General features: G+C 62.1%; 14 protein-coding genes. 2 read left to right on the top strand and 12 right to left on the bottom strand.

Going from position 1 to position 18,275, the window contains the following annotated elements; genetic code table 11:
• Positions 1–5: 5 nt before the first annotated feature.
• Together CFE50_RS13000 and CFE50_RS12995 are read right to left on the bottom strand one after the other, a co-directional pair.
• Complete coding sequence (locus CFE50_RS13000; RefSeq protein WP_286734123.1) at positions 6–950, bottom strand: ABC transporter substrate-binding protein; 945 nt, start codon at positions 948–950, stop codon at positions 6–8.
• A 294-nt stretch (positions 951–1,244) separates the two neighbouring features.
• Complete coding sequence (locus CFE50_RS12995) at positions 1,245–3,371, bottom strand: TonB-dependent siderophore receptor (RefSeq protein ID WP_286734121.1); 2,127 nt, start codon at positions 3,369–3,371, stop codon at positions 1,245–1,247.
• Positions 3,372–3,536: 165 nt separating this feature from the next.
• On the opposite strand from CFE50_RS12995, the gene guaB reads away from it, so the two are divergent.
• Both guaB and guaA read left to right on the top strand, forming a co-directional pair.
• A complete protein-coding gene (gene guaB, locus CFE50_RS12990) occupies positions 3,537–5,006 on the top strand; it encodes an IMP dehydrogenase (protein ID WP_093254485.1) in 1,470 nt (489 codons plus the stop codon).
• A gap of 81 nt (positions 5,007–5,087) precedes the next feature.
• Positions 5,088–6,665 carry a glutamine-hydrolyzing GMP synthase gene (gene guaA, locus CFE50_RS12985; RefSeq protein WP_058790639.1) on the top strand — a complete coding sequence of 526 codons (1,578 nt, stop codon included), beginning with the start codon at positions 5,088–5,090 and terminating at the stop codon, positions 6,663–6,665.
• 254 nt (positions 6,666–6,919) lie between these two features.
• Here guaA and CFE50_RS12980 read toward each other — a convergent pair whose 3' ends face one another.
• From CFE50_RS12980 to CFE50_RS12935, 10 genes are all read right to left on the bottom strand, one after another.
• The gene (locus CFE50_RS12980) at positions 6,920–7,369 is read right to left on the bottom strand and encodes a hypothetical protein (RefSeq protein WP_286734117.1); all 450 of its coding nucleotides are present in this window, start codon (positions 7,367–7,369) and stop codon (positions 6,920–6,922) included.
• Complete coding sequence (locus CFE50_RS12975; RefSeq protein WP_286734114.1) at positions 7,362–8,678, bottom strand: AAA family ATPase; 1,317 nt, start codon at positions 8,676–8,678, stop codon at positions 7,362–7,364. Before CFE50_RS12975 ends, CFE50_RS12980 begins: the two co-directional genes overlap by 8 nt.
• Positions 8,679–9,769: 1,091 nt before the next feature.
• The gene (locus CFE50_RS12970; protein ID WP_286734111.1) at positions 9,770–11,716 is read right to left on the bottom strand and encodes a putative bifunctional diguanylate cyclase/phosphodiesterase; all 1,947 of its coding nucleotides are present in this window, start codon (positions 11,714–11,716) and stop codon (positions 9,770–9,772) included.
• A 249-nt stretch (positions 11,717–11,965) separates the two neighbouring features.
• The gene (locus CFE50_RS12965; RefSeq protein WP_241809809.1) at positions 11,966–12,643 is read right to left on the bottom strand and encodes a type 1 glutamine amidotransferase domain-containing protein; all 678 of its coding nucleotides are present in this window, start codon (positions 12,641–12,643) and stop codon (positions 11,966–11,968) included.
• A 146-nt stretch (positions 12,644–12,789) separates the two neighbouring features.
• Positions 12,790–14,040 carry a hypothetical protein gene (locus CFE50_RS12960; protein WP_241809808.1) on the bottom strand — a complete coding sequence of 417 codons (1,251 nt, stop codon included), beginning with the start codon at positions 14,038–14,040 and terminating at the stop codon, positions 12,790–12,792.
• 177 nt (positions 14,041–14,217) lie between these two features.
• The gene (gene chrA / locus CFE50_RS12955) at positions 14,218–15,393 is read right to left on the bottom strand and encodes a chromate efflux transporter (protein ID WP_286734107.1); all 1,176 of its coding nucleotides are present in this window, start codon (positions 15,391–15,393) and stop codon (positions 14,218–14,220) included.
• An 11-nt stretch (positions 15,394–15,404) separates the two neighbouring features.
• Positions 15,405–15,830 carry an arsenate reductase (glutaredoxin) gene (gene arsC / locus CFE50_RS12950; RefSeq protein ID WP_077172315.1) on the bottom strand — a complete coding sequence of 142 codons (426 nt, stop codon included), beginning with the start codon at positions 15,828–15,830 and terminating at the stop codon, positions 15,405–15,407.
• A complete protein-coding gene (gene arsB / locus CFE50_RS12945; RefSeq protein WP_502694700.1) occupies positions 15,827–16,873 on the bottom strand; it encodes an ACR3 family arsenite efflux transporter in 1,047 nt (348 codons plus the stop codon). Before arsB ends, arsC begins: the two co-directional genes overlap by 4 nt.
• Positions 16,874–16,952: 79 nt before the next feature.
• Entirely contained in the window at positions 16,953–17,276 is a 324-nt protein-coding gene (locus CFE50_RS12940; protein ID WP_267400189.1) for an ArsR/SmtB family transcription factor, read from the bottom strand.
• A gap of 69 nt (positions 17,277–17,345) precedes the next feature.
• On the bottom strand, positions 17,346–18,269 hold the full coding sequence (locus CFE50_RS12935) for a LysR family transcriptional regulator (RefSeq protein WP_286734099.1): 924 nt from the start codon (positions 18,267–18,269) through the stop codon (positions 17,346–17,348).
• Positions 18,270–18,275: the final 6 nt, after the last annotated feature.

Here is an 18,275-nt window from a genome sequence, read left to right as displayed (position 1 = left end):
CGCGGTCATGTCGCCCCCAGGGCGCCGGCGACCGTGCTGATCACCTGGCGCGCGGCGAGGGGGCCGGCGTTGAGGTAGAAGGCGTCGGTGTCCACGCGGATGGCCCGGGATTGGCTCACCGCCGTGAGCCGCGGCCACAGCGGCTGTCGCGCCAGGCTGGCCAGGGCGGTGCCCTGCTCGGCATAGAACAGCCAGTCGGCGTCGGCCAGGTCCAGCAACTCGGCGCTGACATCCCGCGAGGTGCCCTTGAAGCGCTGCGCCGCCGGGCGGGTCACGCCCATCGCCTGCAGCAGCCCGCCGGCAAAGGAATCCGCGCCCATCAGGCGCAGTCGCGCGCCGCTGGAAAACAGCAGGGAGGCGGAGGGCGGCTGGGCGCCGAAGCGCTGCGCCAGGCCGGCCAGCTCAAGATCCAGGTCCGCCAGCCGTCGCTCGGCCTGCTGCCGGCGGCCCAGGGCATCGGCCAGCAGCAGGAAATCCGGTCGCCAGTTGCCGCCGGTGCCGCGCGCCACCACCGTGGGGGCGATGCGCGAGAACAGCTCCAGCCCGCCGGCCTTGAGCACGGTGCGATTGAGCACGACCAGATCCGGCGCCAGGCGCGCGAGGGCTTCCAGATCCGGTGCCTGACGACTGCCCAGATCGACCATGGCATCGAGCTCCGGCGCGCGATTGGCGAGGGCGGTGCGCAGATAGCCCGGCGCCAGTTCACGATTGTCCACCCGGGTGGTGCCCGCCGGGATCACGCCCAGGCTCAGGGCGGCGTCCAGCTGGCCGGTGGAGATCACGGCCACCCGCTGGGGTTGGCGCGGGATCAGGGTGCTGCCCACCACATGCTCGACCTGCCGCGGAAAATCGCCATCCGCCACCGACGCGCGTGCATAGACCCGACCTGGCAGTCCGGCGAGCAGCGCGGTACCAGCGGCGAAGTGCAGAAGGGAGCGGCGATCGAGCATGACGGGGACTGGCTGAAGACGGAAAGAGGCCCGCTAGGCAGGCCGAGGCCCCGAGCGGGGCGGCTAGGATAGAGCATCAGCGCAGGGCTGGCATCCGCTAAGGACGCCGGGCCGTTCCCTCTCCCTTTGGGGTGAGCGCAGGCTGCTAGCGGATCGCGGCCATGGGCCGCTCCTACAGGTGATGCAACCTTGGGCGTAGCGTGGAAAACCGCGAAGCGTTTTCCACTGTGTTGCACGTAGCGATCCGCCCCCTCTCCCCCTGGGAGAGGGCTGGGGTGAGGGCAGGCCGCTGGCTTAGAAGCTCACCGTGGCACTCAACCGCGCCGTCCGCGGCTCGCCCACCGCGACCTGCAGCGGGCTGTTGGCGCTCGATGGGTAGTACTGCTTGTCGAACAGGTTGTCGACGTTGAGCTGCAGGCGGGTCTGGTAGCCGGTCACCGGCAGGTCCCAGCGCAGGAAGGCGTCGGCCACGGTGTAGCTGCTCATGTAGAAGCTGTTGGCCGCATCGCCGGCCCGTTCGCCGACGTAGCGGGCGCCGCCGCCCAGACGCCAGTCGCCCAGGTTCGAAGGCACTTGCAGGTGATGGGTCAGATACAGGCTTCCCATGTGCTCGGGTGCCTGGGTCAGACGATTACCCTCATTGCTGGGGTCATCCAGCACCTTGGTCTTGTTGTAGGCATAGGTGGCGATCATGTCCCAGCGCTCGGCCAGGCGACCGGTGAGATCCACCTCCACGCCTCGTGAGCCGACCTTGCCGGCGGCTTCGCCGATGCTTACGCCATTCACGCTAGTGGTGGTGACGACGTTCTTCTTCTCGATGTCGTAGAGCGCGACGTTCAGGTTCAGCCCCGGCGTCAGGTCGTACTTGGCGCCGACCTCGAAGCTGCGGCCTTCTTCGGGTTCGAAGGTGGTACCGCGGTCGTCCACCGTGGTGTTGGGGACGAAGGAGCGGCTGTAGTTGCCGTACAGCGACAGGTCCTCGGTCGCCTTGAACACCAGTCCGGCCAGCGGCACCACGGCGTGATCGCGCTTGTCCAGGTTGACCACATGAGTGTTGCCCAGGCCCTGAGCGGCGTACTGGTCGAATTGCTGATAACGGCCACCGAGCACCAGGATCCAGCGATCGTTCAGGTGCCAGTTGTCCTTGAAGTAGAGGGACGTCGAATCCAGGTCGCTATCCTGATCGCTCTGGGCTGCGCTGAGCAGGCTGGGCGCCGCCAGGTTGCCGTACACCGGCGCGAAGATATTGATGTTGCGGCGGGAGCCCGTGTTGTTGCGGTAGGTCTTGCCGCGGTACTGACTGTTCTCTTCGTGGTCGATGCCCACCAGCAGCTCATGACGCTGGCCGAACAACTCCTGACTGCCGATGAAGTCCCAGCTGGTGTACTGGGTTTCATAGTCGTAGTTGGCGCCATTGGCAGTCCGCAGCAGGTTACCGTTGGCGGCCAGAGAGACCGGCTGGGCGAAGTCCAGGCTGTAGCGATCGTTGTTCCAGGCATAGATCAGCCGGGTCTTCCAGTCGTCGCTGAGCTGATACTCGAAACGAGCACTGGCCGTCTCGGTGATGCCTTTGGTCTCGGACCATTTTTCGTCGAGGCGTTTGTCGTAGCTGGCGCTGCTGGGATGCCCATTGACGAACACCGTCCCCCGATCCACCGGGCCGGTGTAATCGTTGTAGGAATAGGCCAGGGTCAGGCTGGCGCGCTCGCCGGTCCAGGACAGCGACGGCGCCACCAGGGTGTGTTGATCCACCCCGTAGTTGCGCCAGTAGTCCTCGCTCTGCCGCTCGGCGATCAGCCGATAGGCGAAGCCGCTGTCGCCCAGGGGGCCGGTGGTGTCGACGCCGAGATTGCCGCCGCCTTCGCTGTAGGCCGAGCCGCTCAGGGTGGTAAGCGGTTGGTACTGCGGCTGCTTGCTGACCACGTTGATCAGGCCGCCGGGTTCGAGGGCGCCATAGAGCAGAGAGGCGGGGCCCTTCAGGACTTCCACCCGCTCGGCGGTGGCGTCGAAGTTGTGCGACAGATTCGAGCGCACCCCGTCGCGAAAGATGGAGCCGTCGTTGTTGCTGCCGAAGCCGCGTTTGACGAAGGCGTCCTTGGTCCCGGCCAGGGTGTTGCTCTGGGTCACGCCGCTGACGAATTTCGAGGCGTCGTCCAGGGTCCGCACCTCGTAGTCCTGGATCAGCTGCGGGGTCACGGTCTGCACCGACTGCGCCTCTTCCTTGATCGGCACATCGCTCTTGCTCGCGGTCGAGGCCCGGGTCGCGCGATAGCCCTGGTCGGCCTCGGTAGCCGGGGCGGAAATGTCCATGGGGGCGAGGCTGGCGTTTTCCGCGGCCAGGAGGCTCGAACTGGTCGCCAGGGCCAGGGTGCTGAAGGCGAAAGGCGCGAAACGGCGAAGGGCTCTGGGCGGCGTGTTCAAGGGCGTTCTCAAGAGGGGCGGGGAAAGTGGCGGCGATTCTATGTTGATAGTCATTCTCACGTAAATCGAATCCTCTTACCGTTGGTGTCCAGGTCCGTTGCCGCCCATCCCCAAGCGCAGGTATAATGTCGCGCTCCTAAATTTTCCCGCCCGGGAGCGCCCGCCATGCTGCGCATCAGCCAAGAAGCCCTGACGTTCGACGACGTTCTCCTCATCCCCGGCTATTCGGATGTCCTGCCGAAAGACGTCAGTCTCAAGACCCGCCTGACCCGTGGCATCGAGCTGAACATTCCCCTGGTGTCCGCCGCCATGGACACCGTGACCGAGTCCCGTCTGGCCATCGCCATGGCCCAGGAAGGCGGCATCGGCATCATCCACAAGAACATGACCGTCGAGCAGCAGGCCGCGGAAGTCCGCAAGGTCAAGCGCTTCGAGGCCGGCGTGGTGAAGGACCCCATCACCATCGACGCCGACGCCAGCGTGCGCGACCTGTTCGACCTGACCCGCCTGCACAACATCTCCGGCGTTCCGGTGCTGTCCGGGCGTGACCTGGTCGGTATCGTCACCTCCCGCGATGTGCGCTTCGAGACCCGTCTCGACGTGCCGGTGCGCGAAGTCATGACCCCCAAGGATCGCCTGGTCACCGTGCGCGAAGGCGCCGACAAGCAGGAAGTCCGCGAGCTGCTGCACAAGCACCGCATCGAGAAGGTGCTGATCGTCGACGAAGCCTTCGCCCTCAAGGGCATGATGACCGTCAAGGACATCGAAAAGGCCAAGGCCTACCCCAACGCCAGCAAGGACGACGCCGGTAGCCTGCGCGTCGGCGCGGCCGTCGGTACCGGTGCCGAGACCCCCGAGCGCGTGGCCGCCCTGGTTGCCGCCGGCGTCGACGTCATCGTGGTCGACACCGCCCACGGTCACTCCAAGGGCGTGATCGAGCGCGTGCGCTGGGTCAAGCAGACCTATCCGCAGGTCCAGGTCATCGGCGGCAACATCGCCACCGCCGAAGCCGCCAAGGCCCTGGCTGACGCTGGCGCCGACGCGGTCAAGGTCGGCATCGGCCCGGGCTCCATCTGCACCACCCGCATCGTCGCCGGTGTCGGCGTGCCGCAGATCTCCGCCATCGCCAATGTCGCCGCCGCCCTCGAAGGCACCGGCGTCCCGCTGATCGCCGACGGCGGCATCCGCTTCTCCGGTGACCTGTCCAAGGCCATCGTCGCCGGTGGCTACTGCGTGATGATGGGCTCCATGTTCGCCGGTACCGAAGAGGCCCCGGGCGAGGTCGAGCTGTTCCAGGGCCGCTCCTACAAGTCCTACCGCGGCATGGGCTCCCTGGGCGCCATGTCCCAGACCCAGGGCTCCAGCGACCGCTACTTCCAGGATTCCGCCTCCGGCGCCGAGAAGCTGGTCCCCGAAGGCATCGAAGGCCGCGTCCCCTACAAGGGTCCGCTGGCGGCGATCATCCACCAGCTGATGGGCGGCCTGCGTGCCTCCATGGGCTACACCGGTTGCGCCACCGTCGAGCAGATGCGCACCAAGCCGCAGTTCGTGCGCATCACCGGCGCCGGCATGGCCGAATCCCACGTCCACGACGTGCAGATCACCAAGGAAGCGCCCAACTACCGCGTGGGCTGATTCCAACCTGTTTCTACGTTGCGATTCGGGGCTGTCTTACAGCCCCGAATCGTCTGAACCTAGCGCTATCGAGACCTGGCCATGTCCCAAGACATCCACGCCCACCGCATCCTCATCCTCGACTTCGGCTCCCAGTACACCCAGCTCATCGCCCGCCGCGTGCGCGAACTGGGCGTCTATTGCGAGCTGCACCCCTTCGACATGGACGACGCCGACATCCGTGCCTTCGCTCCGCGCGGCATCATCCTCGCCGGTGGTCCCGAGTCGGTCCATGAGGCTGGCAGCCCCCGCGCACCCAAGGCGGTGTTCGACCTGGGCGTGCCCCTGTTCGGCATCTGCTACGGCATGCAGACCATGGCCGAGCAGCTCGGCGGCAAGGTCGAAGGCTCCAATATCCGTGAATTCGGCTACGCCAAGGTCGACGTGGTCGGCAAGAGCCGCCTGCTCGAAGGCATCGAAGACCACATCGACGACGACGGCGTGCTCGGTCTGGACGTCTGGATGAGCCATGGCGACAAGGTCGGCAAGCTGCCGGACGGCTTCCACATCGTCGCCAGCACCCCCAGCTGCGCCATCGCCGCGATGGGCGACGACGAGCGCGGCTGGTACGGCGTGCAGTTCCATCCCGAGGTGACCCACACCAAGCAGGGCGGGCGCATCCTCTCGCGCTTCCTCAAGGATATCTGCGGCTGCGAAGCCCTCTGGACCCCGGCCAACATCGTCGAGGACGCCATCGCCCAAGTGCGCGCCCAGGTCGGCAGCGCCAACGTGCTGCTGGGCCTCTCCGGCGGCGTCGACTCCTCGGTGGTCGCGGCCCTGCTGCACAAGGCCATCGGCGACCAGCTGACCTGCGTCTTCGTCGACAACGGCCTGCTGCGCCTGCACGAGGGTGACCAGGTGATGGCCATGTTCGCCGAGAACATGGGCGTCAAGGTGATCCGCGCCAATTCCGAGCAGCGCTTCCTGACCAACCTGGAAGGCGAAGCCGACCCGGAGAAGAAGCGCAAGATCATTGGCCGCACCTTCATCGACGTCTTCGACGCCGAAGCCAGCAAGCTCGACAACATCAAGTTCCTGGCCCAGGGCACCATCTACCCCGACGTCATCGAGTCGGCCGGCGCCAAGACCGGCAAGGCCCACGTCATCAAGTCCCACCACAACGTCGGCGGCCTGCCCGAAGAGATGAACCTCAAACTGGTCGAGCCGCTGCGCGAACTGTTCAAGGACGAGGTGCGCAAGATCGGCCTGGAGCTGGGCCTGCCCTACGACATGGTCTACCGCCATCCCTTCCCCGGTCCGGGCCTGGGCGTGCGCATCCTCGGCGAAGTGAAGAAGGAATACGCCGACCTGCTGCGCCGCGCCGACGACATCTTCATCACCGAACTGCGCAAGGCCGACTGGTACCACAAGGTCAGCCAGGCCTTCGTCGTCTTCCAGCCGGTGAAATCCGTCGGCGTGGTCGGCGACGGCCGCCGCTACGCCTGGGTCGTCGCCCTGCGCGCAGTGGAAACCATAGACTTCATGACCGCCCGCTGGGCCCATCTGCCCTACGAGCTGCTGGAAAAGGTCTCCAACCGCATCATCAACGAAATCGACGGCATCTCCCGCGTCACCTACGACGTCTCGAGCAAGCCGCCGGCGACGATTGAGTGGGAGTGATCCCGCGTCCGGCATAGGCCGGTAAGTCTCGCAGAGAAAACCAAAAGCCCGCGTAATTGCGGGCTTTTGGCTTTTTTGGCTGGCAAATTCGGCTTGCTAGGCAGGAAGACATAAACTATCTATCTCGCCCGTATGGACCTGAAAGCGGTAGTTTATCTAGAAAGGCTAAGTGGTGAATTAAATAAGAGTAAGAATCGATTTTAAACAGTGAAATTTTAGACATATTTTTACTGTCTGGCTAATTGATTGTTAAGTTATGTGTTTTTTTTCTCGCTTATCCAAAACTTATGCTCCATGTCCAAGAAAACCACATGGAATACATCTTCTACCAAATAACCAGCAACAGTACCTACCTGGCCGCCAATATTTTTTAATACTCCCCAATAGACGTCTTGAGGAACATGTCCTGGATGAAAAAAATCAGTAGATTTTTTGGGTGGGAAGTTATCATAAAATTTGAGCTGCTGCTGCTGAACAGCTTCAGTCCTAGATAGTTGACATACTTGACGAATTCTCTCAAGGAGAGGAGCAAGCATATTCGCTTGATGCCACAGTGCGATTGTCTGAGGGTTCCCTGTAGGTTGGGTTTGATCTAAATCTTTAAAGTTAAAAGAAATAAGAGTTTTTTGTGCAGTTTTGATTTCCGCCTCTTCCCGGGTGCGTTCTTTGCGAGAGAATGATTTGTTGCGATCTCTATTAGCCACGACATACCTCATCCATTTCAAATGATGATTCAAAAAGAGGTATAGCACCGTATTTACCGGCCAAATAGTCTTTGTTGTAGCTGCTATCTTTTCGGCTGTAATATTCCTTATATTCCAATAGGGAATATAACTCGCTTTCATGTCGCAAATTCTTATCTACAAACCATATTTGATCTCGACGAAATATATCTTTGCTAAGAAGGTTGGTGTCGTGGCAGGCAACAATTAACTGGCTAGAGCCAAGGCTATGGGCGTGATAAAGGTTGATTAAGAATTTGCTCAGTAACGAGTGAAGCTTGCTATCAAACTCGTCCACAAATAATATTTTATTATTTTTTATGGTGTCATATAGTGCGCCAAGAAAATATATAACTCGTTTTGTGCCGTCTGATTCAATATCAATTGGTAGTAGGAAGTTTTGTTCTCCTATGTCCTTGCTAATGGCTAGCGCCTTTTGTTTTACCGGATTTTTTCTTAAAAAAGTCTGCAGCTTCTCCGTGACTTCAACAAGTTCGGGTATCGCATCTGGAGATTTTAGTGGGAAATCAGCTTCGCGCTCTACAACTTCTATATCGTCAATCTGCATGGCAGAAAGAACCTTTAAAGCCCAAGATTTAAACTCTGAATCTGAATCATATAAATCTATCGAGTACTCTTTGACTCCGTCATCATTTACGCCAGTAATAATGTTTAAATTTCTAAACCAGTCAACGACAGAGGTGGATTTGTCGCCATCAAATTGTGCTACGACTGAAAGAAACGGAATGTGAGGTTTCGTTTGTAGAACTACGTAACCATCGCCTTCTTTTCTGACTAAATTTTTCGCTTCCGAAAAAGATCTGTTGTTATACTCAAGAGCTTGTCCTTGACGGTGAAAAAGAAGCGTCTCTCGTGTCGAGGTTGTCTGATAAAGCCACTCCTCTGAGATTATTCTGTCGGAGATGGCCATGCCATATCGGTACAAAACGCCATCTTTAATAAATGTCACTTCTTGTTCGGTCGGAATATCATACATGTCTTCCTTTAAAACAAAAGGAAGTGTGCTAAGAACATATTCTCTATCGATGTGTCTTAGTGAAGACAGCACATTAGTACACATTGAACTTAAGGCGCTGGAAAAATTTGTCTTTCCAGCTCCATTTGGGCCAAAAATCGCTGCGCTTTTAAGCACGCTATCGATACCGAATTTATCGACAGATATCAAGTTTTGTTGATTGAAGTTTTCTCGAGTGGAACTGGAGCAAACGAGGTTTAACGTTTGCTCGGTGTTAATGGATTTAAAATTTTGAACTCTGAATTCAATCAGCATGGTGGCTCCCTCAAAACGCATAAATCTATCAGTAATTTGCAGTTTTTGCAAAAAAACAACAAAATTGGTCGATAAATGCGCTTTTGTCACTGTTAACGCATGGTTTTACACCACTATCCCTTCGCCTATTTTCATTTCAAAGTGGCTCGGGCTTTTGGCTGGCCGCTTGTAAGGCCATCTTTCAAACTCTGCAAGTACAAGTGCTTCAGAATTTCGACGCGAGCAATACAGGTTGGAAATTGGCAACTAAGTTGGAAGTCTTTTTCAGCTAAGAAACCAGTGGTTAGCGGATGTACCTACGATAAGCGCAGGTATTATTTGGCGTAACGACCTTGATGCAAATTAGAAGTGGCTGGGTAAAGAGATGTAGGTTTTTTGGAATGTTTTTATGATATAAGCTGATCTGCCATGGTTGGCGAGATTCTAGATCATAATTCCCTAATAGTTCCTGCGCTTGCTTTTGGGGGTTGGAGGCAGTTAGGTGGCTCTGCTGCCTTTTTTGCTGTTGTCGAGTCCCGTTAGGGGTGAGGTTGATTTTTTCTGTACTGATAATTAGTTGGCTATATGTCTTTGCTAGGTTTGGCTGTAACATGATGCCGCTTACAGATTTAAATTAGGAAGTTTCAGGGTTTAAATACGTCGCCTTCGGATTTGATGTTGGATATGCCTGCAAGATGCTGGTGTGTGTCGGAATAAGATCAATGGTGCTCGGCTTGATTTTGACTTGTTGTGGTGGGTGATGGAGTGAGATGTCAAAATTAAAATAGGTTAATGCTTTTGGGAGGTTTTTGATCGTGCGGCATGGGTCGCTTCTTATGCAAATATAATAGCTATCTTTTATAGGGTTTTGGGCTTCTTTTGCATGAGTACGACAACCCGGGTTTTTGAACGGATTTAGCTCTTGATGATATTTTCTTTGGATTTAAATTTAGTTCTGCGTAAATGCAAAATTTCACAAGTATTCACGGTGGTCTATTGATAATGGACTGGGAATTACCTCGCGTCTAGAATCAGTCGGCGCGGTCTTACATTTTAATTTCAACGAAATTAGAGAGCCTGAGCGCGTGCGTCGTCCATTGCGCGGTAAGGAGTCAAACCGCCAACACCTCAGCCAAATGCTCCCCCTCCAACCAACCCCTAATCTCACTCGCCCGCATCGGCTTGGCGAACAGATAACCCTGCGCCCTTGTACAACCAAGATTCTTCAGCGCACCCAGTTCTGCTGCGGTCTCCACCCCTTCCACGATGCATTCCAGCTGCATGTCCTGGCACAGGGCAATCAGGGATTTGACGATCTTGAAGCTGGCCGGGTCGAGGTGGAGGTTGGTGACGAAGGTGCGGTCCACCTTGAGTTTGGTCAGGGGTAGGGCGTGGATCTGGCTCAGGCTGGAATAGCCGGTGCCGAAGTCGTCGAGGGAGATACCGCAGCCCAGTTCGCGGAAGCGGCTGATGGCGCGCTGGGTCTGGGGCAGGTCCTGGATGGCGGCGGTTTCGGTGATTTCCAGGTCCAGGCAGGCCGGATCGAACGGGCTGCGCCTGATCAGTTCGACGATCTGCTGGGCGGCTTCCTCGGAGGCACAGTCGTGGGCGGAGAGGTTGAAGGCCAGGCGGATGCCGGCGGGCCAGCGCGCGGCCGCGTTCAGGGCCTTGTTCAGCAGCGGCAGGGTAAGTCTATTGACCATGCCGACGCGCTCGGCGGTGGCGATGAAATCACCCGGCGGGACGTTGCCCAGCTCCGGGCTGTCCCAGCGGGCGAGGGCCTCGAAGGCCACGGTCTGCTTGCTGTGGAGGTCCACGATGGGCTGGAAGACCATGTAGAACTCGCGCTCCAGGTCAGCCCGGCGCAGGGCCTGTTCGGTCAGGCCTTCGCGATTGAGTTGCTGGCGATGGGCGGTGCTGAACAGGCAGGCCGTGCCGGGGCGGTGGCGCTTGCTCTGGTAGAGGGCGTAGTCGGCATGCTCGTAGACGTCCGTGGCGGAAAAGGCCTGGTCGGGAAAGGTGGCGAGACCCAGGGAGCCACTGATCTGGATGGGCAGGTCCACCAGCAGGAAGGGCTCGCGCAGGCTGGCGCAGACCCTTTCGCCAAACGCCCGCAGCTGCTCATCGTTCAGGACCCGGGTGATGATCAGGCTGAATTCGTCGCCGCCCAGGCGGGCCAGGTGGACGTCTTCGTCGAGCAGTGTGCTCAGGCGCTGGCCGACCTGATAGAGCAATCGGTCGCCCACGCTATGGCCATAGAGATCGTTGACCGGCTTGAAGCCGTCCAGGTCGATCAGGCCCACGGCCAGGCGGGTCCCCTGGGCGCGCGCGTCGGCCAGCAGCGTATCGAGGCGGGAGAAGAATTGCCGCCGATTGGCCAGGCCGGTCAGGCTGTCCTGGTTGGCCAGCTTGAGATTTTCCTCGCTGAGTTTCGCCGTCTGCGCCTGCATGTTCACCAGGCGGGTGAAGTCGCCGTACTGTGCCTTGAGGATGACCAGCATGGCGATGGACACCAGCAGCACATCGATCGCCGTGGCCACGAAGGTGCTGATGGTGGTGGAGGCGAAGAACACCACGAAGGCCGTGTTGACCACGGCGGTGGTGGCCAGGGCCGCGGGCAGCAGGTGCATCATGCAGAAGATGCAGCCGATCACGGTGATGGCCATGTAGAAGCCCACATGCGCCTGGGTGTAGCTGTCGCCATAGGGAAACAGCGCCAGCGCCCAGGCGGTGAAGGCCGAGGCCACGAAGGGCGCGAGCCGGTTGGTGCGCTTCAGGGCCGTGAGCATCTGCGTCGGGCTGCGCGGCTGATTGCGCGTGCGGAACCACTCGGCCGCCCGGATCACACCGAACAGCGTCATGACCAGCGGGCAGTAGAGCACCAGCCAGCGTGGCGCGACGGCATAGTGGGTGCCGGCCAGCATCAGGGTGTTGGTCAGCAGGATGAAGTACATCATCGGCAGCTGGCGCGACAGCGCAAGGTATTGCGCCTTGACCAGGCCAGGATTGTCCTTGGGCACGGACATCAGGGCGCGCACGCCGAGCAGGAGTCTCTTCATCGGGCAGGGCTCTGAAAATACGACCAGGTAATAGCTTGCACGGAATATCCTTTCCAGCCTGGGCGGCGCAGGGCTAAGGCTGCGCTCATGAGAGGCTGTCGGCTGGCGCCAGGAATTCTGCAATCTTTACGACTAGTGGCACCTGGGCAGCAGAGCGGGGGCGCCGCGCGGAAAACTGCGGTGCGCAGGCGTTGGCGGGGGAGCAGTAAAAAGCCCGCCAGTTGGCGGGCTTTTTCAGGTGCGCAGTTCTTAACCCAGCTTGGTCAGCAAGGCGTCCGCCGCGGCTTCCGAGCTGGCCGGATTCTGGCCGGTGACCAGGTTGCCGTCCTCGACCACGAACTCGCCCCAGTCCGGGCCCTTCTCGTAGCGGGCGCCGAGCTTCTTGAGTTCGTCTTCCACCAGGAAGGGCACCACGTCGGTGAGTTGCACGCCGGCTTCTTCGCTGTTGGTGAAGCCGGTGACGGTGCGGCCCTTGACCAGCGGGGTGCCGTCGGCGGCCTTGACGTGGCGCAGCACGCCGGGCGCGTGGCAGACCAGGCCGAAGGGCTTGTTGGCCTGGGCGAAGGCTTCGAGCAGGGCGATGGAATCGCGGGATTCGGCGAGGTCCCAGAGCGGGCCGTGGCCGCCGGGATAGAAGACGCTGTCGTAGTCCTCGGCCTGCACCTCGGCAAGCTTGACGGTGCTGGCCAGCGCCTGCTGCGCCTCGGGATCCTTCTTGAAGCGCTCGGTGGATTCGGTCTGGGCGTCGGGGGCGTCGCTCTTCGGGTCCAGCGGCGGTTGGCCGCCGGCGGGGGAGGCCAGGGTGATCTCGGCGCCGGCGTCCTTGAAGACATAGTAGGGAGCAGCGAATTCTTCCAGCCAGAAGCCGGTTTTCTTGCCGGTGTCGCCGAGCTGGTCATGGGAGGTCAGGACCATCAGGATCTTCATCGCGCGTTCCTCGTGTTCGGAAAGGTAACGATAGACAGACCCTGGGTCCTGGCTGTGAGTGCCCGTCTTAGGTAGTAAGCCACGAGTACCTCACAGAAGCAGCCGGCGAGCCGCCCGGTTGGGGCGGCCGTATCGTTCAGCCGCTATCAACCCCAGCCGAGGGTGCCGCCCGGCTCATAGCGCTCACGGGCAGAGACGGTGCTGGCGACGTCCTCCAGGTTATGGACGCCTACCAGCTGGATCAGAGTGTCCTGGTTATCGACCTGGCCTTCGGTGCCCGCATCGCGGAAGACATAGGTGTCCTGGCCGTAGTGGAAGACGGCGGCGTTGACCAGACCCGTGGTGGAGTGCGCCACGGTATTGAGCGCCGCGAACAGGCTGGTCGCCTTGGTCAGGGCGGCGTCTTGGATCGTGACTACTGCCTTTTCGTCGTACACCGCGGAGCCGAAGACGATGATGTCGTCGCTCGCCTTGAAGTCGGTCACGGTCACGTGGTTGGCGGCCAGTGAGCGATTGGCGGCGGCGGTGCTGCTGCCATCGAAGTTGACCAGGCTGGGATCGACGGTAAGGACGTCGTGACCATCACCCAGGGTGACGGTGGCGCCGTGGCCGAAGCTGCCGCTCAAGTTGGCGTTGTGGGCGGCCACGCCTTTGACGAACAGCAGGTCGACATAGTCGTTGCCGGAGCCGGCGTTGATGATGACGTCGGCCTGCTGGATATGGGCGCCGATCTGGTCGCCACCGGCGCCACTGTCGACCGTGATGGCCTTGACTCTGGAATTAGCGAGCGAGGCGACGCTGTCCAGTTCCGGAGCGGTAATGGTGCTGACCTGGATCAGATCACCGCCGCTGCCGGTCGTTACGTTCTTGAGAAAGGCGCTCTGGCTCGAGTAGATGGCGGCGCCATGCTGGTAGTCATTGATGAAATCGACCGACAGGCCGGCCGTGGACTTGGAGCCGTCGAAGGTCTGCAAGCCGTCGAAGTTGTCCAGGGTGATCAGGTCGCTTTCGTGGAACTGATTGTCAGCGGTGTCGGTGAGGCTGACGGTGAGCTTGGCGATGCTCGAGTCCAGCGTACTGTCGCTGGCGGTGGCGCCGCGGGTATGGCCGTCTAGGCGCGTCAGCTGGCCTTCCCAGTGACCGGTCAGGGTCAGCTCGTTCAGGGTCGAGGCGGCCGCGTAGTGGGGGCCCTTGGCATCGAAGGTCTTGGCGAAGCCAACGTATTCGGGCGCGGTATTGATGTCGAGGGTCAGCCGCGGCTGGCTCTGGAAGGCGTAGTAGGTGACGCCGTCAGAGATGCCAGCCGGCTTGGCGGGGGCGGCGGTCAGCGGCGCCTTGGTGGTGGCGGCAGCGGTGAACAGGGGAGCGGCGGTGTCCAGGGGGTTCTTGTAGGTCATTGCGGTCATCCTTAATGCATGTCAGGCCGAGCGCTCGCTGGACACGTTCTCGCGCAGGGCAAGACGTTTCATACAGCGGAACGTCACGCCGACAGTGCCTAGCTTTCCACGGAGCTACAGCGAACCACGCCGCAATTTCATCGGGCCACTAGTGGGATGCCGCTAAACGGTAGTGCGCTAAAAGTTCAATAGGCAGACGATTAGGGCGACCAGCAGCGCGATCAGCACCGGTGACCAGCGGGTGCGCAGGAGCAGCGCCAAGGCCAGGGCCGCCAGGACGACATCCGTCAGGCTGCGGATCGCCCCCGTCCACACCGGATCGTAGAGCGCCGCGAGCAGCAGACCGACCACTCCGGCGTTGAGTCCGGTCAGCAGGCGTTGCCAGCCGGGGTGCTGGCGCAGCGTCTGCCAGAAGGGCAGGGCCGCCAGCAGGAGCAGGGCGCCGGGCAGAAAGATCAGCAGAGTCCAGAACAGGCCATTGAGCCAGGCGGGCAGGGCCGCGGGCACTAGGGCCCCCAGGTAGGCGGCAAAGGTGAATAGCGGTCCGGGCACCGCCTGGGCCAGGCCGTAGCCGGCCATGACCTGGCTGTCGCTGACCAGGCCGCTGGGCACCACCACCGCCTGCAGCAGCGGCAGCACCACGTGGCCACCGCCGAACACCAGGGCGCCGGTGCGATAGACACCCGCGGCCAGGTTGTCCCAGACGGGTAAGAGCAGCAGCGGCAGCAGGAACAGCAGCAGTGCGATCACACCCAGGCGTCGGGAGAGTCCCGTTTGCAGGCTCGGGGCCGGCGGCGTGGCGGCGGGCGCCAGGGCCAGGCGCCCGACTAGGGCGGCCAGACCCAGGCCCAGCAGCTGGCCCGCCGAACCGGGCAGCCAGAGCGCCAGGCCGGCGACGACCAGCGCCAGGACGCGGCGCGAGGTATCCGGGCACAGGCTGCGGCCCATGCTCCAGACCGCCTGGGCCACCACCGCCACGGCAAAGACCTTGAGCCCATGCACCGCGCCCGAGTCGGCCAATCCCGGAAAGTGGGCGAGGCCCAGGGCGAACAGGATCAGCAGCAGGGCGGAGGGCAGGGTGAAACCCAGCCAGGCCGCCAGCAGACCCCAGCCACCGGCACGCCCCAGGCCCAGGGCCATGCCGACCTGGCTGCTGGTCGGGCCGGGCAGCAGCTGGCAGAGGGCAACCAGCTCGGCATAGGCGGCTTCGTCCAGCCACTGGCGCCGCGTGACGAAGGCCTGGCGGAAGTAGCCGAGGTGGGCGATGGGGCCGCCAAAGCTGGTGCAGCCCAGGCGCAGGAAGATCAGGAAGACCTGCCAGGCGCCGTCCTTATCGCGGGCGATGTCGCGCATGGGGGCCTCGATCAGCCGCGCGGCGCCGCAGAGGGAACCACCACCTCGCCATCCTCCTTGACGAAGGGACCGCGCTGCGGCTCGGGCAGGATCTCCAGCACCCGTTCCGAGGGCCGGCAGAGGCGGGTACCCAGGGGGGTCACCACGATGGGTCGATTGATCAGCAGGGGATGCTGCAGCATGGCGGCGATCAGGGCCGCGTCATCCAGCTGCGGATCGTCCAGGCCCAGCTCGGCGTAGGGCGTACCCTTCTGACGCAGCAGCTCGCGCACCGGCATGCCCAGGTCGGCGATCAGCCGCTCCAGCTGCGCCCGGTCGGGCGGTGTCTCCAGGTAGTGGATGACCGTCGGCTCGACGCCGCTGTTGCGAATCAGGCCCAGCACGTTGCGCGAGGTGCCGCAGGCGGGGTTGTGGTAGATCGTGATGGCGCTGTTCATGGACGGTCTCGACGGTGGGAAGGGGCACCCCGTTCGTACCAGCCACGCGAGCCGTTCACCAGGCGCACGACCAGCAGCATCAGCGGTACCTCGATGAGGACGCCCACCACGGTAGCCAGGGCGGCGCCCGAGTGGAAGCCGAACAGGCTGATGGCGGCGGCCACCGCCAGTTCGAAGAAGTTGCTGGCGCCGATCAGCGCCGAGGGACAGGCCACGCTGTGGCTCTCGCCCACCAGGCGATTCAGCCAGTAGGCCAGGGCCGAATTGAACAGCACCTGGATCAGGATGGGCACGGCCAGCAGGGCGATCACCAGCGGCTGCGCCAGGATGGCCTCGCCCTGGAAGGCGAACAGCAGCACCAGGGTTGCCAGCAGGGCGGCCATCGAGAGAGGGCCCAGACGGGCCAGGGTGCGGTCGAAGGCGGCCTGACCCTGGCGCAGCAGCGCCCGCCGCCAGAGCTGGGCGAGGATCACCGGCAGCACCAGGTAGAGAACCACCGAAAGCAGCAGCGTGGCCCAGGGCACCGTGATCGACGACAGGCCCAGCAACAGGCCGACGATGGGGGCGAAGGCGAAGACCATGAGGGTGTCGTTCAGCGCGACCTGGGACAGGGTGAACAGCGGATCGCCCTTGGTGAGTCGACTCCAGACGAAGACCATGGCGGTGCAGGGCGCCGCTGCCAGCAGGATGAGCCCGGCGATGTAGCTGTCCAGTTGCTCCGTCGGCAGCCAGGGCGCGAAGAGCTCGCGAATGAACAGCCAGGCGAGCAGCGCCATGGAGAAGGGCTTGACCGCCCAGTTGACGAACAGGGTGACGCCGATCCCGCGCCAGTGCTGGCGCACCTGGCCGAGGGCGCTGAAATCCACCTTCAGCAGCATCGGCACGATCATGATCCAGATCAGCAGGCCGACCGGCAGATTGACCTGGGCCACCTCGATCCGGCCGATAGCGCGGAACAGGCCCGGAGCCAGCTGGCCGAGGGCGATGCCGGCGAGGATGCAGAGCGCGACCCAGAGGCTGAGATAACGCTCGAAGGTGTTCATGGCGGGTGCTGCCGGGGGGCAGGCGGGGGGACTGTGCATGGCGGGCCTGGTCTTGTGGTTGGCGGTGGAGGGACGGAGGTCAGCAGGAGCAGCGCGGCGATGCGCTGACCGCGCAATCATCGCCGGCGCAACAGTGCTCGGTCAGGTAGCCGAGCAGGGCATTCATCTGGTCATAGGCCGCGCGATAGATGAGATTGCGGCCCTGCTGTTCCACCGAAACCAGACCGGCATTGGCCAGTTCCTTGAGGTGGAAGGAGAGGTTGCTGCGGGCTACCTCGAGCTGATCGGCCAACTGGCTGGGGGTAAGGCCGGTCGTGCCCGCGACCACCAGGGCGCGGAAGACCTTCAGGCGCTGGGCGTGGGCGAGGGCGGCGAGGGCGGAAACGGCAAGCTCTTCATTCATGGTTCAATAGTACAAGGATCGTTGAATCATTGAATGATAGGGCGTGGTGGGCGTCTGGTCGAGCCCCTATCAGCGGCGCAGCTGTCGCAACGCTTCCAGTACCTGCTGCAGCGGGCGACTCAGCGGTTTGTCGCGGCGCAGCACCAGGGCCAGGGTGCGGGTCAGGGGCGGTGCCAGCGGCTGAACCTGTAGTCCGTGGCGATGGTGCTCGGTGGCCACGGCGATGCCGGGCACCAGGCTGTAGCCGAGGCCGGCGGCCACCAGTTCCTTGAGCGCCTCGATGCTGCCCAGCTCCATCACCGGACGGCTGGCCTGGCCGGCGCGGCGAAACCAGTCGTCGATCAGCAGCCGTGTACTGCTGCCGGTCTCGAAGGCCAGCAGCGGCGTCTCGGCCAGGTCTGCCGGGGCCAGCGCACCCGTGGGTAACGAGCTGGCAGGCGGGAGCAGGGCGACGAAGGCATCCTCCAGCAGGGGTTCCACCTGCAGGTTGCGACCGCTGGCGGGCAGGGTGACCAGGCCCAGGTCGAGGCGGTTGTCTTCCACCGCCCGCAGGACGTCCAGGGTGTTGCCGGTGCTGACCCGCACATCCAGCTGCGGAAAGCGCTGGCGCAACTGGCCCAGCAACGGCGGCAGGAGATGGATGCAGGCGGTGGCGCCGGTACCGATGGCGACCCGGCCGGCGACCGCCTCGCCGTGGCTGGCCAGCGCCTGCAGAGCCTGGTCCACCGCGGTCTGGATCCGTTCGGCGTGGTCCAGCAACAGACGGCCCGCCGCGGTGGGCTTGAGGCCGCGCCCCAGGCGCTCCAGCAGCTTGAGGCCCAGACGGCGCTCCAACTGGCGGATCTGCAGGCTGACCGCCGGCTGGCTCAGTCCCAGGCGATCGGCCGCGGCGGAAAAGCTGCCGGTGGCGACGACTTGGGCGAAGGTCTGCAGCTGCGTGAGATTGAGGTCGGCCATGCCAAGGTTTCGCTTATACCAGTGATAACCGAGCATAGCTTT

The sequence above is a fragment of the Pseudomonas sp. PGPPP4 genome (genome assembly GCF_002256045.1).
Lineage (GTDB): Bacteria > Pseudomonadota > Gammaproteobacteria > Pseudomonadales > Pseudomonadaceae > Chryseomonas > Chryseomonas oryzihabitans.
Note: the sequence above shows the minus strand (reverse complement) of the source record. Positions and strands in the feature narration are given on the sequence as shown.